The organism is Pseudomonas sp. Sample_11 (assembly GCF_004307505.1).
Taxonomy (GTDB): Bacteria; Pseudomonadota; Gammaproteobacteria; order Pseudomonadales; family Pseudomonadaceae; genus Aquipseudomonas; species Aquipseudomonas atacamensis.
In genome coordinates, this window is the sequence record NZ_RCOD01000078.1 from 62,204 (window position 1) to 76,372 (window position 14,169).

A 14,169-nucleotide genomic window follows, 5' to 3' on the forward strand; every position below is an offset into this window, starting at 1 on the left:
AAGCGCCCCATCGGGGATAAATCCCCTCGCCACAATGATCTTCAGCGGTAAAACAACGAATACCCTACCTGCCCCACCGCCTCGTTGAGCAATTGCCCGCTCTGCCAGATCGACTTGAACTCCGGCAGCCAGCCGCCAAACGGCCGGGCGTTATCGGTACCGAGGAAACCCACCGGTGCCGGCACCACCTCAAAACCTGCCTGCTCAAAGCTCCACACCGCACGCGGCATGTGCCACGCCTGCGTCACCACGACAACCCGCTTGATCCCCTGGGGCAAGAGAATATCTGCCGTCATCTTCGCGTTCTCCCATGTGGTGCGGCTCTCGCCTTCCTGCCAGCGCACGCTCACGTCGAAGTCATCACGCAACGAATCCGCCATCAACTTCGCCTCGGTCGGGGGCGTGCCGTAATGCAGGCCGCCGCTGGTCAGAATCGGCAGGCCCGAGGCCTTGGCCAGGCGTGCGGCGTAACGCTGACGCTCAAGGCCGACGCCGGTCGGCTGGTCTTCGCCCCAGGCGAGGTCACCGCGCTCACGCCCCGAGCCCAGCACCACAATCGCATCGGCGCGTTGCGCCAGCGTTGCCCATTCCTGCCGCGCCAGCGGCGGCTCTCGTTCCAGCGCTTTGGCACTCCACTGCACGACCACCGGCAGGCTCATCAGCCACAGGCCGCCAAAGCCGAGGGCAAAACACACACCCGCCAGACGCGGCCGCGAGCGGCGCAGCCACCAGGCGGCCAGCAACAGCAGCAAAAGAATGCCGGGCGGCAGTAAAAGTTGTTTGATGAAATAGCGAAAGGGCATCGGGCATCTCCAAAGATGCCCGAAGCCTAAGAGTGTTGATTACGCGTTACAACCAGTAGGCCGGATCCGGTTGCAAAAGATCCGTTTCATGACCTGCCATGCGCTTACTTGGCCTGCACAGAACGCACCTTGCCGGTGTCTCTGCGCGGCGCCTTGTCCTTGAGCCAGATGACCTTGGCCGAATGTGCTGCATCGAGCTGCTTCACTGCTTGAGACAGGCATCCCTGCGTTTCACGTTCACTGCGATCCAGATAGGCCTTGACCAGTTTGAACTCGGCGGGACTCAAGCCACGCAATTCCAGTTCCAGGGGGCGCTCGTCGCGCAGCCGGTCAGCGGTTTTCACGGCGTCCAGCGCCATGCCCAGACGATCGATCAACCTTTCATACAACTCGGGTTTCGTTACGTTCTTTTTCCGTTGCTCCACCATCCCTCACCTCATTGAAGATAAGACTCACTCCCCAATTAGAGCTTAGCTTCGCTGCACGAACCGGCTACACGCCGCGACCAACGGCCCTCGTCGCCCAAAAGGTCGGGCAAACAGCTGTAATCAGGGTTTCCCTCGGCCAAGCGCGGTCATGTATGCTACGGCGCTTCCTGTCATTCCACTTCCAGCGCACCCGGGCCATCCCGGATGCCGCCGTCGAAGAGGATTAGGCCACCCCTATCCAGTACAAAAGTAGCCATGCACGAACAATATCAGCCACGTGAGATCGAAGCCGCCGCCCAGTCGTTCTGGGATGAGCAAAAGTCCTTTGAAGTCAGTGAACAGCCAGGCAAGGAAACCTACTACTGCCTGTCGATGTTCCCTTACCCCAGCGGCAAGCTGCACATGGGCCACGTGCGCAACTACACCATCGGCGACGTGATTTCGCGCTACCAGCGCATGCAGGGCAAGAATGTTCTGCAGCCCATGGGTTGGGATGCGTTCGGCATGCCGGCGGAAAACGCCGCAATGAAAAACAACGTAGCGCCCGCCAAGTGGACCTACGAGAACATCGCCTACATGAAGTCGCAGCTGCGCAGCCTCGGCCTCGCGGTGGACTGGTCCCGTGAAGTGACCACCTGCAAGCCGGACTACTACCGCTGGGAACAATGGCTGTTCACCCGCCTGTTCGAAAAAGGCGTGATCTACCGTAAAAACGGCACCGTGAACTGGGACCCGGTCGACCAGACCGTTCTGGCCAACGAGCAAGTCATCGACGGCCGTGGGTGGCGCTCCGGCGCGCTGATCGAAAAGCGCGAAATCCCGATGTACTACTTCAAGATCACCGCTTACGCCGACGAGCTGCTGGAAAGCCTCGACGAACTGACTGGCTGGCCGGAACAGGTCAAGACCATGCAGCGCAACTGGATCGGCAAGTCCCGTGGCATGGAAGTGCAGTTCCCGTACAACGTCGATTCGATCGGCGAAGCCGGCACCCTGAAAGTCTTCACCACTCGTCCGGACACCCTGATGGGCGCGACCTACGTCGCCGTCGCAGCCGAGCACCCGCTGGCCACCCTGGCCGCGCAGAACAATCCCGAGCTGCAAGCGTTCATCGCTGAATGCAAGGGCGGCAGCGTTGCCGAAGCAGACGTCGCCACTCAGGAAAAGAAAGGCCTGCCGACCGGCCTGTTCGTCGAGCACCCGCTGACCGGCGAGAAGCTGCCGGTGTGGGTCGCCAACTACGTGCTGATGCACTACGGCGACGGCGCAGTCATGGCGGTGCCGGCGCACGACGAGCGCGATTTCGAATTCGCTCACAAGTACAACCTGCCGGTGAAATCGGTGGTGCGCACCAGTTCCGGTGACACCAACCCGGCGCCGTGGCTGGACGCCTATGGCGAGCACGGCACGCTGATCAACTCCGGTGAGTTCGACGGCCTCGACTTCGCCGGCGCGTTCGACGCCATGGAAGTGGCCCTGATCAAGAAACAACTCGGCGCCTCGCGCACCCAGTTCCGCCTGCGCGACTGGGGCATCAGCCGCCAGCGCTACTGGGGCTGCCCGATCCCGATCATCCACTGCGCAACGTGCGGCGACGTGCCGGTGCCGGAAGATCAACTGCCTGTCGTTCTGCCGGAAGACGTGGTGCCGGACGGCGCCGGTTCGCCGCTGGCGCGCATGCCCGAGTTCTACGAATGCAGCTGCCCGAAATGCGGCGCGCCGGCCAAACGTGAAACCGACACCATGGACACCTTCGTCGAGTCGTCGTGGTACTACGCCCGCTACGCCTCGCCGCACTTCGAGGGCGGTTTGGTGGAGAAATCCGCAGCCGATCACTGGCTGCCGGTGGATCAGTACATCGGTGGTATCGAACACGCCATTCTGCACCTGCTCTACGCGCGCTTCTTCCACAAACTGATGCGTGACGAAGGTCTGGTCAGCTCCAATGAGCCGTTCAAGAACCTGCTGACCCAGGGCATGGTGATCGCCGAGACCTACTATCGTCGCGAAGCCAACGGTGCCTACACCTGGTTCAACCCGGCAGACGTGGAACTTGAGCGTGACAGCAAAGCCAAGGTCATCAGCGCCAAGCTGAAGTCCGACGGCCTGCCGGTGGAAATCGGCGGTACCGAGAAGATGGCCAAGTCGAAGAACAACGGCGTCGACCCGCAGTCGATGATCGACCAGTTCGGCGCCGACACCTGCCGCCTGTTCATGATGTTCGCCTCGCCGCCTGACATGAGCGCGGAATGGTCCGACTCCGGCGTTGAAGGTTCGCACCGTTTCCTCAAGCGCGTCTGGCGTCTGGCGCAAGCCCACGTCACCCAGGGTCTGCCGGGCAAACTGGATATCGCCACTCTGAACGACGAGCAGAAAACCGTGCGTCGTGCGATTCACCTGGCGATCAAGCAGGCCAGCCATGACGTCGGCCAGAACCACAAATTCAACACGGCCATCGCTCAGGTGATGACGCTGATGAACGTGCTGGAAAAAGCCGCCCAAGGCACCGAACAGGACCGCGCGCTGCTGCACGAAGGCCTGGAAGCGGTGACCCTGCTGCTGGCGCCGATCACCCCGCACATCAGCCACGAACTGTGGAAGCAGTTGGGTCACGCCGATGCGGTGATCGATGCAGGCTGGCCGGCCGTGGACGAAAGTGCCTTGGTGCAGGACAACCTGACCCTGGTCATTCAGGTCAACGGCAAGCTGCGCGGGCAGATCGAAATGCCGGCCAGCGCCACCCGCGAAGAGATCGAAGCCGCTGCACGCATCAACGAAAACGTGCTGCGTTTCGTCGACGGCCTGACCATTCGCAAAGTGATCGTGGTGCCGGGCAAACTGGTCAACATCGTCGCCAGCTAAATTGGATCGGCTGTCAGGCTCGCCTGGCAGCCAGTAAAACCTTTCGGGCCGCAGAGTCGGCTCACCTGGTTTCAAGGGGAGCAACACAATGATCAAACGCAATCTGCTGGTGATGGGCCTCGCCGTTCTGCTGAGCGCCTGCGGTTTCCAGTTGCGTGGTACCGGCACCAACGAACTGTCGATCAAGGAAATCGACCTGAGCGCGCGTAACGCTTATGGCGAAACCGTAAGACAGCTGCGTCAGACGCTGGAGTCCAGCGGCGTCAAGGTCTACACCGGCGCGCCGTACAAGCTGTATCTGGCTGACGAACAGGAAAGCCAGCGCATTCTCAGCTATGCCGGTGCCGGGCGCACAGGCGAGTATCAGGTCAACACTGTGCTGAGCTATGACATCCGCGGCGACAAAGACCTGTCCCTGCTTAGCGACAAGCTCGAAGTGCAGAAGGTGTTCATTCACGACGGCAACAACCTCGTCGGCTCCGATCAGGAAGCCAACGACGCACGTCATGAAATCCGTCGCGAGCTGGTGCAGCGCATGATGCTGCGCCTGTCGCAGCTGACCCCGGGCCAGTTGCAGCAACTGCAGCAAACCGCCAACGACCGCGCCAAGGCTGAAGCCGATGCGCTGGAAGCGGCGCAGAAGGCTGAAGCGGAAACTCCGCGTCAGTCGCCGCTCGAAATCCCGCAGCAGTAAGACGGTCGGGGCGCTCAGGCGCCCCGCTCGCCCTTCTTTATGAAGCTCGCACCCGCGCAACTCGGCAAACACCTGCAAGGCGCACTCGCGCCGGTCTACATCATCAGCGGCGATGATCCGTTGCTGTGTCAGGAAGCCGCCGACGCCATCCGCACCGCTGCTCGCCAGCAAGGTTTCGACGAACGTCAGGTCTTCGCCGCCGACGCCAATTTCGATTGGGGTACGTTGCTGCAGGCCGGCGCAAGCATGTCGCTGTTCGCCGAAAAACGCCTGCTGGAACTGCGCCTGCCGTCCGGTAAACCTGGCGACAAAGGCGCCGCCGCGCTGATCGAATACTGCTCACGCCCCGCTGAAGACACGGTCCTGCTGATCAGCTTGCCGAAGCTCGATGGCAGCGCGCAGAAAACCAAGTGGGGCAAGGCGCTGGTCGAAGGCCAACAGACCCAGTTTGTGCAGATCTGGCCGGTGGATGCCAATCAGCTGCCGAGCTGGATTCGTCAGCGCCTGTCCCAGGCCGGTCTGTCGGCCAGTCAGGACGCGGTCGAATTGATTGCCGCGCGTGTCGAAGGCAACCTGCTCGCCGCCGCCCAGGAAATCGAAAAGCTCAAGTTGATGGCCGAAGGTGGGCAGATCACCGTTGAAACCGTGCAGGCCGCCGTGGCCGACAGTGCCCGGTTTGACGTGTTCGGCCTGACCGACGCGGTGCTCAACGGCGAACCGGCCCACGCCTTGCGCATGCTTGAGGGCCTGCGCGGCGAAGGCGTCGAACCGCCGGTGATCCTCTGGGCACTGGCGCGGGAGTTGCGCCTGCTGGCCAACATTTCCCTGCAATACAGCCAGGGCACGCCACTGGACAAGTGTTTCAGCCAGTCGAAACCGCCGGTCTGGGACAAGCGCAAGCCGCTGATGAGCAAGGCTTTGCAACGCTACTCGGCGCAACGCTGGGCGCAATTGCTGCTTGAAGCGCAGCGTATCGATGCGCAGATCAAGGGCCAGGCGGCGGGTTCGCCGTGGATGAGCTTGAGTCGTCTGGCGTTGTTGATGGCAGGCCAGCGCCTGACACTTCCTGCCGAATAACCTGTTTCCCGCATAACGGCCATTCGCGAGCAAGCTCGCTCCCACATTGAAATGCATTCCAAATGTGGGAGCGAGCTTGCTCGCGAAAGCGCCAGAACATTCCTACACAACAGGCACTGGACAGACGCCCAACATCGGCAGATTATTTGCCGCGCCAAACCCACTCAATCCAGAGAACCCTCATGAGCAAAAAGCCAGCAAAGCATGGCCCCAACAAGGCCAAATCCATCGTCGCCCAGCCATTGTTCCGCAGCCGCCAGGAACGACCAGCCAAGGGCAAAGGCAGCTACCGCCGCGAAGCCTTCCGGTCTGACAACCGGGAGGCTTTTTACTTTCTGGCTGCCTGAAGCGCACTACCCCTCGCTCATGTTAAGGTCTGCACCTGATTCGTTTCCCTGGAACTGTGCATGCCCCCAAGTCTTTCCCGTCGTTGGCCCGTGCGCCAATTGATCGCTGCCTCCAGCTTCATCCTGCTTGTCGCCTGCGCGGAAAAACCCACCGCCGCCGATGCACAACCGCTTCAAGCCGCCCCGGTTACCACGGCCCCAGCGATTATTCCGCCGGTAGTGCCGTCCGCCGACCCGCTCGATATTCAACCGACCCAGACCTTTGCCGAATGGCAGGCGGGTTTCCGCAAGGATGCCCTCGCCGCCGGAATTCGCCCCGAGCTGTTCGATCAGGCATTTGCCAACATCAGCTTCGACGCCAGCGTAATCCGTGCCGATCGCAGTCAGCCGGAGTTTTCCCGCCCGGTGTGGGAATACCTCGATGGTGCGCTGTCGCCATTGCGCGTCCGCAAAGGCCAGGCGTTGATCAATCAGTACGCCGACATTCTGCAAAGCATCGAGCAGCGTTATGGCGTTGATCGCCAGGCGCTGGTGTCGGTGTGGGGCATGGAAAGCAATTTCGGTCAGTTTCAGGGCAGCAAGTCGGTGATCAACTCGCTGGCCACCCTTGCCTACGAAGGCCGTCGTCCTGGCTTTGCTCACGCGCAATTGATTGCCGCCCTGCAGATTCTGCAACAGGGCGATATCACACCGGAGAAAATGCTCGGCTCCTGGGCCGGCGCGATGGGCCAGACCCAGTTCATTCCGACCACTTACAACACCCACGCCGTGGACTTTGATGGTGACGGTCGCCGCGACATCTGGGGCAGCCCGGCCGATGCGCTGGCCTCGACCGCGCATTACCTGCAAAGCTCGGGCTGGCAACGCGGCCAGCCGTGGGGTTTTGAAGTGCAATTGCCGAGCGGCTTCAACTACACCCTGGCCGATGGCGCGATTCGCAAAAGCGTCGCCGAATGGCGGCAACTGGGTGTGAACCTGCCAAACGGCGCGCAGGTGCCAGCCGGATCCGAACAACTGTCCGCCGCCCTGCTGCTGCCGGCCGGTTATCGCGGCCCGGCGTTCCTGATCCTCGACAACTTCCGGGCGATTCTCAAGTACAACAATTCGTCGTCGTATGCGCTGGCGGTGAGCCTGTTGTCCGAGCGCTTTGAAGGCGCGGGCCTGATCAATGGCGACTGGCCAAAAGATGATCTGCCGCTGAGCCGCACCGAGCGCATCGAACTGCAGACGCTATTGAGCGCGCGTAATTATGACGCCGGCACAGCGGACGGGATTATCGGCGCCAATACGCGCAAGGCCATTCGCAGTGCCCAGCAGGCGCTGGGCTGGCCGGCGGATGGCTATCCGACGCACAAGTTGCTTGAGAGCCTGCGCGCCCAATAGAACAAATCAAAAGATCGCAGCCTTCGGCAGCTCCTACAGGACGATCATCAATCCCATGTAGGAGCTGCCGAAGGCTGCGATCTTTTGCCTCCCGAATTATCGGATGACCACATCCTGCTCCAGCAGCAACTCCTGCTTCCCCGCATCCAGGCGCACCAGCGCGCCCAACGGCAGTGTCAGGTTCGGGTCGCAATGGCCACTGCGCCAACCCGACAGCACCGGAATCCGCAACGGCTCAAAGGTTTGCTTGAGCAGGCGATTCAGCGCGTCGACCTCCACCCCGGCGATATCACCGACCAGCACACCGCGCAGTCGGGCCAGCTTGCCGGCCAGACGCATCTGGGTCAGCAGGCGATCAATGCGATACAGCGGCTCGTTGATGTCCTCGATGAACAGAACTGCGCCTTCGACATCAATCTCGTAGGGCGTGCCGAGGGTTGCCGCAATCATTGCCAGGTTGCCGCCGAGCAAACGCCCGTGAGCGATGCCCGCTTCGACGGTGGATAACGGATAAGCCGCCGGATGGCTCAGTACACTCCCTGACTTCATTTGCCCGCGCAGCATGGCGAAGAATGATGTAACGGTCGGCGGCTCCTTGTCGCCGAGCAGGTCGGCATTGAGCAGCGGGCCGTGAAAGGTCACAAACCCGGCGTAGCGACTGATGGCCAGGTGCAGCGCGGTGATGTCGCTATAGCCGACAAACGGCTTGGCATGCCGGCTGAGCAGGTCGTAATCGATTCGGTCGAGCAGACGCGGCGTGCCGTAGCCGCCGCGTAGGCAAATGATCGCGTCGACTTCAGGATCAGCGAATGCCGCGTGCAGATCGCGCAGGCGTACGTCGTCACTGCCGGCCAGATAGCCGTCCTTCTCATAGACACCCGGAAACACCTTCAGCCCATAGCCGCGCGCGCGCATCCATTGCAGCGCTTTTTCAGTATCGAGGGCGCCGGGGCCGGCAGGCGCGATGACGCCAATCGTCCCTTCGGAGGGCAGCGCCGGTACGGCTCGGTGGGCAATCAGGGTGTGGCTCGGTCGAACGGTCATCCTTGGGCTCCAGCGGTAAAGTCATGCACACACAGTAGTCAGCTGAAGAGACAAACAAAAGCCCCTTGTCTCAGGCAAAAAAATGCCCGCCGAGGAACCGTCCTCGGCGGGCATTTTTACATCAGCAGTGAATCAGGAACCCAGCAGCTCGGCCTTGACCAGCTTCGCCTGCTCGTCGGCGTGGTACGAGGAACGTACCAGCGGGCCCGAAGCGACGTTCTTGAAGCCCATCTTGTAACCTTCTTCGGCGAACCAGGCGAAGGTGTCCGGGTGCACGAAACGCTGCACCGGCAAGTGACTGCGCGACGGTTGCAGGTATTGACCGAGGGTCAGCATGTCGATGTCGTGTTCGCGCATGCGCTTCATGACTTCGATGACTTCCTCGTCGGTCTCGCCCAGACCCAGCATCAGGCCCGACTTGGTCGGAATGTGCGGCATCATCTGCTTAAAGCGTTGCAGCAGGGTCAGCGACCACTGGTAATCCGAGCCCGGACGCGCAGCCTTGTACAGGCGCGGCACGGTTTCCAGATTGTGGTTGAACACATCCGGCGGCTCGGCAGCGGTGATTTCCAGGGCGATGTCCATGCGGCCACGGTAGTCCGGGACCAGGGTCTCGAGCTGAACGTTCGGCGACAGTTTGCGGATTTCGCGGATGCAGTCGGCGAAGTGCTGGGCACCGCCGTCACGCAGATCATCGCGGTCCACCGACGTGATCACCACGTATTTGAGCTTGAGGTCGGCGATGGCGATGGCCAGGCTTTCCGGCTCGTTGACGTCCAGTGGCTTCGGACGACCGTGGCCAACGTCGCAGAACGGGCAGCGACGGGTGCAGATGTCGCCCATGATCATGAAGGTTGCGGTGCCGCCGGAGAAGCATTCGCCGAGGTTCGGGCAGGACGCTTCTTCGCAGACACTATGCAGCTTGTGCTTGCGCAGCAGGCTCTTGATGCGGTCGACTTCCGGCGAAACCGGGATGCGCACGCGGATCCAGTCGGGTTTTTTCGGCAGTTCGGTGGTCGGGATGATCTTGACCGGGATGCGTGCAACCTTCTCGGCGCCGCGCAGCTTGACGCCGGCTTCAACCTTGGGACGCGGGGCCGGGCGCTCGGTCACGTCGAGCGTCGGGATCATGGTTTGCACTGCATCAGTAGTCATATCAGTCGATTCCGCCCGTGAGGGTCGTCTGCTCAGCATAGTCGAGGTGTTTGACGAGCTGCGCGCGCAGCCGGGCACTTACCTCGGCAAATTCAATCGATCCTGCGTGATCGCTCAGCTGGGTCATGGCCAGCCCGGCGTAGCCGCAGGGATTAATCCGTCGAAACGGTTCCAGGTTCATATCCACGTTCAGGGCCAGGCCATGAAAGGAACAACCGTGGCGAATGCGCAAACCCAGAGAAGCGATTTTCGCTCCATCGACGTATACGCCGGGAGCATCTGGCTTGGCGGCGGCGGTGACGCCGTAGCTGGCCAGCAGTTCGATCAGGCAGGCTTCCATGCGGCTGACCAGATCACGCACGCCGAAACCCAGCTTGCGTACATCCAGTAACAGATAAGCCACCAGTTGCCCGGGGCCATGATAAGTCACTTGGCCGCCACGATCGACCTGCACCACCGGGATATCTCCCGGCAGCAACAGGTGTTCGGCCTTGCCGGCCTGGCCCTGAGTGAACACCGGCGGGTGTTCGACGAGCCAGATTTCGTCGGCGGCAGCATTGCCGCGTTCGTTGGTAAAGCGCTGCATGGCATGCCAGACCGGCTCGTAAGCCATCTGGCCCAGCTCGCGAAAGCCCAGCGTGCCGTGCATCACAACACCATGTGCACGAAGCTGGTCGCCCGCAGTTCGCTGTTAATGTTGTACAGCTGATCCTGGTCAGTAGCGACGATGTGAAGCTGGATGGTGGTGTATTTGCCGGTGCTGCTCTGACGCTCGTCGATGCGCTCGTCATTGATGGTTGCATGTTTCTTGACGATCTCGATGATCTCGTCCTTGCGGCCGACGCCCGTATCACTAATTACTTTGATCGGATAATCAGTCTGGGGAAATTCGATCTTTGGCGCCTTTACTTCGGTATCGGTCATGGCGTAACGGCCTCTATAGCGCAAGCCGTGGTAACGCACATGGCCCCGCACCGGATCGGGGCGGGGCCATGCAGGTCAACACAAAATCAGTTGAACAAGCCGTAGAAGAATAGACGGATGCTATCCCACATGCGGCGGAAGATACCACCCTCCTCGACGCCATCCAGAGCGATCAGGTCGGCGCTGTGCACTACCTTGTCTTCCAGTTTGACTTCGACTTTACCGATCACGTCGCCCTTGGCGATTGGCGCAACCAGTTGCGGGTTCATGGTCATGCTGGCAGCGAGCTTCTTCAGCTGGCCTTTTGGCAGAGTCATGGTCAGGTCTTGCGCCAGGCCGGCCTTGACCTGGCTGGTGGTGCCTTTCCATACCGGCGCCTGCGCCAGCTCGGTGCCCTTCTGGTAGAAGGTCTGGGTTTCGAAGAAGCGGAAACCGTAGGTCAGCAGCTTCTGGGTTTCAGCCGCGCGGGCCACTTCGCTGTTGGTGCCGAACACCACAGCGATCAGGCGCTGGCCGTCACGTACCGCCGAGGACACCATGCAGTAGCCGGCTTCATCGGTGTGGCCGGTTTTCAGACCGTCAACGGTCTTGTCGCGCCACAGCAGCAGGTTGCGGTTAGGCTGCTTGATGCCGTTCCAGAAAAACTCTTTCTGCGAGTAGATCGCATAGTGAGCCGGGTCTTCGTGGATGATCGCACGGGCCAGAATCGCCATGTCGTGCGCCGACGAGTAGTGCTCAGGGTTTGGCAGACCGGTCGGGTTCATGAAGTGGGTATTGGTCATGCCCAGTTCGGTGACGGTCTTGTTCATCAGGTCGGCGAAGGCGTCTTCGCTGCCGGCGATGTGCTCGGCCAGGGCGACGCTGGCGTCGTTACCCGACTGGATGATGATGCCGTGCAGCAGGTCGCTGACAGTGACCTGCGAACCGACCTTGATGAACATCCGCGAACCGCCGGTGCGCCAGGCGTTTTCGCTGACGGTCACCGGGTCGTTTTCACCGATCTGGCCGCGACGGATTTCCAGGGTCGCGATGTAGGCGGTCATCAGCTTGGTCAGGCTGGCCGGTGGCAGACGCTGGTCGCCGTTGTTCTCGACCAGCACGTTGCCGCTGCTGGCGTCCATCAGAACATAGGCCTTGGCGGCCAGTTGTGGTGGCGACGGCATCATCTCGGCCGCGAAAGCGGCTGGCGAGAGGAGCAGCGGGACTAGCAGACACAGGCGTTTGGCAAAGGTGGTGATGTTCATCCGTCTCTCGAAATCGCTAATGGAAACTTGCCCGAAGGCAAAACTTATTCAGACAGCCTTCTAACGGGCCATCGCGTGTTCAGTTGCTCACTCCAGTCACCCTTGCCGGGCTTTTGTTCTTCGACGAGCCAACAACCTGGTTCACCCCCCGAATACCGCAAGTGAACCGTCAATCAAGGTCTACGTGTTACTCGGTGACCACGCTGGGCGAACCCAGATTGGCCAGCCGCACACTGTTCTGCACCTGGGCGATCTCACCCGGCGAGCCGATCGGCCCCAGGCGTACCCGGTGCAGGGTCTGCTGATTGCGCACGATCGAGCTGATGAACACCGGCGCGCTCACCATCCCGCTGAGCTTCGACCTCAGCAGCTCGGCAGCGTCCGGGTTGGCGAACGCGCCCACCTGCAGATACTGGCCAGACGCTGGTGCAGAAGCGTTTTTTTTTGCATCGATCTGCACGGGCACCACGGCCGCGGCGTGTTGCTGCGGCGGCGGTGTCCATTGCTCGACGGTGCCGGCCGAAGCCGTAATCACTGGCGCGCTATTCTGCGCCACTTGCGGCTCGTTGAGCATCAGCGGCGCCGGACGGCCCTTGGCCGCCCACCACTGCTGCGGATCGATGCCTTCGACCTTGACCCGCGCGGTGCCGGTTTCGGCATAGCCGAGCTTCTTCGCCGCTGCGTAGGACAAGTCGATGATGCGATCGGAGTAGAACGGCCCACGGTCGTTGACGCGCAGGATCACCGTCTTGTTGTTGTCCAGGTTGGTCACCCGAACGTAACTTGGCAGCGGCAAGGTCTTGTGCGCGGCACTCATGCCGTACAGGTCATACACTTCGCCGTTGGCGGTGTTCTGGCCATGAAACTTGGTGCCGTACCAGGACGCCGTGCCCGAAGCCACGTAGGTCTTGGATTCCTGCAACGGAAAATAGGTCTTGCCCAGCACGGTGTAGGGATTGGCCTTGTACGGGCCGGTGTGCAGGGTCGGCGTCGCATCCGGGATGCGCGAAACATCGACATCCCACCACGGCGCGCCGTCTTTGTGCGCGCGGTTGATGTCCAGGCCCGGTTGGGCGCGGACAGCAGTGGACGGGGTTTTCTGCGTCGGCGTGCGGCTGGTCGTGCAACTGGCGACCAGGACTGCCAACGCAGCGAAAGCCACCAGCTTCAGGGGTTTATTGTTAGGCAATGCCTGCATTACTTGACGCCCCGTGCTTGTACCAGCTGTTCAGACAGTTGATGTACGGCCATGGCGTACATCACGCTGCGGTTATAACGCGTGATCGCGTAGAAATTCTGCAGGCCCATCCAGTATTCAGGGCCGTTGTCGCCTTCGAGGCGAAATGCGGTAACCGGCATATCATCGCGCAGCGCATCATGACTTGACCAGCCCAGCGCCCGCAACTCTGCGACCGTCTTCACCGGCTCGATACCGGTGGTCAGGCCTTCATCGGCCTGCTCGCCCCGCACATCGGCGCGGCTGACCACCGGCTCACCGGCAACCCAGCCATGACGCTTGAAGTAACTGGCGACGCTGCCAATGGCATCGTCCGGGTTGTTCCAGATATTGATGTGGCCATCACCGTCGAAGTCCACCGCGTAGGCGCGAAAGCTGCTCGGCATGAACTGCGGCAGGCCCATGGCCCCGGCGTACGAGCCTTTCAGGGTCAGCGGATCGACCTGCTCTTCGCGGGCCAGCAGCAGGAACTCACGCAGTTCCTTGCGGAAAAATTCGGCACGGGGAGGATAGTCGAAGCCGAGGGTCGACAATGCGTCGATCACTCGGAAATTACCGGTATTACGTCCGAAAAAGGTCTCGACGCCGATGATCGACACGATCACTTGTGCCGGCACGCCGTATTCCTGCTCGGCACGGGCCAGGGTCGCCTCGTGCTGACGCCAGAAGTCGACACCACGGGCGATACGCGCGTCAGTAATGAACATCGGGCGATATTCATTCCACTGCTTGACCCGTTCGGCGGGTTTGGAGATGGCGTCGAGAATCGACTGCTTGCGTTGCGCCTCGCGGAACACACCCATCAGTTGTTCACCGGCGAAACCGTAGTCGCGGGTCATTTCGCCGACGAATTCGGCCACCTGCGGCGAGCCTTCATAGTCGCCGGCCAGCGCTTCCTGCACGCTCCCCAGCAGGCCCATCAGGCCAACCAGCGGCGCGCATCGAGTCGCCCAGCCACGCATTACTTGCAT

Annotated in this window: 14 protein-coding genes; 5 read left to right on the plus strand and 9 right to left on the minus strand. The window is 61.4% G+C overall.

Annotated elements, in window-relative coordinates; genetic code table 11:
• Nucleotides 1-41: 41 nt before the first annotated feature.
• Together D8U60_RS21415 and D8U60_RS21420 are read right to left on the minus strand one after the other, a co-directional pair.
• Complete coding sequence (locus tag D8U60_RS21415; protein ID WP_122610972.1) at nucleotides 42-803, minus strand: YdcF family protein; 762 nt, start codon at nucleotides 801-803, stop codon at nucleotides 42-44.
• A gap of 104 nt (nucleotides 804-907) precedes the next feature.
• Nucleotides 908-1,231, minus strand: a complete 324-nt coding sequence (locus tag D8U60_RS21420) for a hypothetical protein (RefSeq protein ID WP_024014441.1) — start codon at nucleotides 1,229-1,231, stop codon at nucleotides 908-910.
• 255 nt (nucleotides 1,232-1,486) lie between these two features.
• On the opposite strand from D8U60_RS21420, the gene leuS reads away from it, so the two are divergent.
• The 5 genes from leuS (at nucleotide 1,487) to D8U60_RS21445 (ending at nucleotide 7,594) form a co-directional block, all read left to right on the plus strand.
• A complete protein-coding gene (leuS, locus tag D8U60_RS21425; protein ID WP_130900871.1) occupies nucleotides 1,487-4,093 on the plus strand; it encodes a leucine--tRNA ligase in 2,607 nt (868 codons plus the stop codon).
• A gap of 88 nt (nucleotides 4,094-4,181) precedes the next feature.
• Nucleotides 4,182-4,787 carry an LPS assembly lipoprotein LptE gene (gene lptE / locus D8U60_RS21430; protein WP_016773037.1) on the plus strand — a complete coding sequence of 202 codons (606 nt, stop codon included), beginning with the start codon at nucleotides 4,182-4,184 and terminating at the stop codon, nucleotides 4,785-4,787.
• 39 nt (nucleotides 4,788-4,826) lie between these two features.
• Nucleotides 4,827-5,864, plus strand: coding sequence for a DNA polymerase III subunit delta (gene holA / locus D8U60_RS21435; protein WP_016773036.1), 1,038 nt, complete (start codon nucleotides 4,827-4,829; stop codon nucleotides 5,862-5,864).
• 182 nt (nucleotides 5,865-6,046) lie between these two features.
• Nucleotides 6,047-6,211, plus strand: a complete 165-nt coding sequence (gene arfA / locus D8U60_RS21440) for an alternative ribosome rescue factor ArfA (protein ID WP_016773035.1) — start codon at nucleotides 6,047-6,049, stop codon at nucleotides 6,209-6,211.
• Nucleotides 6,212-6,271: 60 nt separating this feature from the next.
• On the plus strand, nucleotides 6,272-7,594 hold the full coding sequence (locus D8U60_RS21445; protein WP_016773034.1) for a lytic murein transglycosylase: 1,323 nt from the start codon (nucleotides 6,272-6,274) through the stop codon (nucleotides 7,592-7,594).
• 96 nt (nucleotides 7,595-7,690) lie between these two features.
• On the opposite strand, the gene D8U60_RS21450 is transcribed toward D8U60_RS21445, so the two are convergent.
• The 7 genes from D8U60_RS21450 to mltB form a co-directional block, all read right to left on the minus strand.
• Nucleotides 7,691-8,638, minus strand: a complete 948-nt coding sequence (locus tag D8U60_RS21450; RefSeq protein WP_130900872.1) for an LD-carboxypeptidase — start codon at nucleotides 8,636-8,638, stop codon at nucleotides 7,691-7,693.
• Between the two features lie 132 nt (nucleotides 8,639-8,770).
• Nucleotides 8,771-9,769, minus strand: coding sequence for a lipoyl synthase (gene lipA, locus D8U60_RS21455; protein ID WP_160768663.1), 999 nt, complete (start codon nucleotides 9,767-9,769; stop codon nucleotides 8,771-8,773).
• 25 nt (nucleotides 9,770-9,794) lie between these two features.
• Nucleotides 9,795-10,442, minus strand: coding sequence for a lipoyl(octanoyl) transferase LipB (gene lipB, locus D8U60_RS21460; RefSeq protein WP_024014445.1), 648 nt, complete (start codon nucleotides 10,440-10,442; stop codon nucleotides 9,795-9,797).
• Nucleotides 10,442-10,717, minus strand: coding sequence for a DUF493 domain-containing protein (locus D8U60_RS21465; protein ID WP_122881748.1), 276 nt, complete (start codon nucleotides 10,715-10,717; stop codon nucleotides 10,442-10,444). The genes lipB and D8U60_RS21465 overlap by 1 nt, the downstream gene beginning before the upstream one ends.
• Before the next feature lie 86 nt (nucleotides 10,718-10,803).
• The gene (locus D8U60_RS21470) at nucleotides 10,804-11,961 is read right to left on the minus strand and encodes a D-alanyl-D-alanine carboxypeptidase family protein (protein WP_016773028.1); all 1,158 of its coding nucleotides are present in this window, start codon (nucleotides 11,959-11,961) and stop codon (nucleotides 10,804-10,806) included.
• A gap of 187 nt (nucleotides 11,962-12,148) precedes the next feature.
• Nucleotides 12,149-13,159 carry a septal ring lytic transglycosylase RlpA family protein gene (locus D8U60_RS21475; protein ID WP_016773027.1) on the minus strand — a complete coding sequence of 337 codons (1,011 nt, stop codon included), beginning with the start codon at nucleotides 13,157-13,159 and terminating at the stop codon, nucleotides 12,149-12,151.
• Nucleotides 13,159-14,169, minus strand: a complete 1,011-nt coding sequence (gene mltB / locus D8U60_RS21480; RefSeq protein ID WP_110602899.1) for a lytic murein transglycosylase B — start codon at nucleotides 14,167-14,169, stop codon at nucleotides 13,159-13,161. The genes D8U60_RS21475 and mltB overlap by 1 nt, the downstream gene beginning before the upstream one ends.

Coding starts and splice junctions, on each gene's coding strand:
- D8U60_RS21415 (WP_122610972.1), bottom strand. CDS start 803: ATGCCCTTTCGCTATTTCATCAAACAACTTTTACTGCCGCCCGGCATT.
- D8U60_RS21420 (WP_024014441.1), bottom strand. CDS start 1,231: ATGGTGGAGCAACGGAAAAAGAACGTAACGAAACCCGAGTTGTATGAA.
- leuS (WP_130900871.1), top strand. CDS start 1,487: ATGCACGAACAATATCAGCCACGTGAGATCGAAGCCGCCGCCCAGTCG.
- lptE (WP_016773037.1), top strand. CDS start 4,182: ATGATCAAACGCAATCTGCTGGTGATGGGCCTCGCCGTTCTGCTGAGC.
- holA (WP_016773036.1), top strand. CDS start 4,827: ATGAAGCTCGCACCCGCGCAACTCGGCAAACACCTGCAAGGCGCACTC.
- arfA (WP_016773035.1), top strand. CDS start 6,047: ATGAGCAAAAAGCCAGCAAAGCATGGCCCCAACAAGGCCAAATCCATC.
- D8U60_RS21445 (WP_016773034.1), top strand. CDS start 6,272: ATGCCCCCAAGTCTTTCCCGTCGTTGGCCCGTGCGCCAATTGATCGCT.
- D8U60_RS21450 (WP_130900872.1), bottom strand. CDS start 8,638: ATGACCGTTCGACCGAGCCACACCCTGATTGCCCACCGAGCCGTACCG.
- lipA (WP_160768663.1), bottom strand. CDS start 9,769: ATGATCCCGACGCTCGACGTGACCGAGCGCCCGGCCCCGCGTCCCAAG.
- lipB (WP_024014445.1), bottom strand. CDS start 10,442: ATGCACGGCACGCTGGGCTTTCGCGAGCTGGGCCAGATGGCTTACGAG.
- D8U60_RS21465 (WP_122881748.1), bottom strand. CDS start 10,717: ATGACCGATACCGAAGTAAAGGCGCCAAAGATCGAATTTCCCCAGACT.
- D8U60_RS21470 (WP_016773028.1), bottom strand. CDS start 11,961: ATGAACATCACCACCTTTGCCAAACGCCTGTGTCTGCTAGTCCCGCTG.
- D8U60_RS21475 (WP_016773027.1), bottom strand. CDS start 13,159: ATGCAGGCATTGCCTAACAATAAACCCCTGAAGCTGGTGGCTTTCGCT.
- mltB (WP_110602899.1), bottom strand. CDS start 14,169: ATGCAAGTAATGCGTGGCTGGGCGACTCGATGCGCGCCGCTGGTTGGC.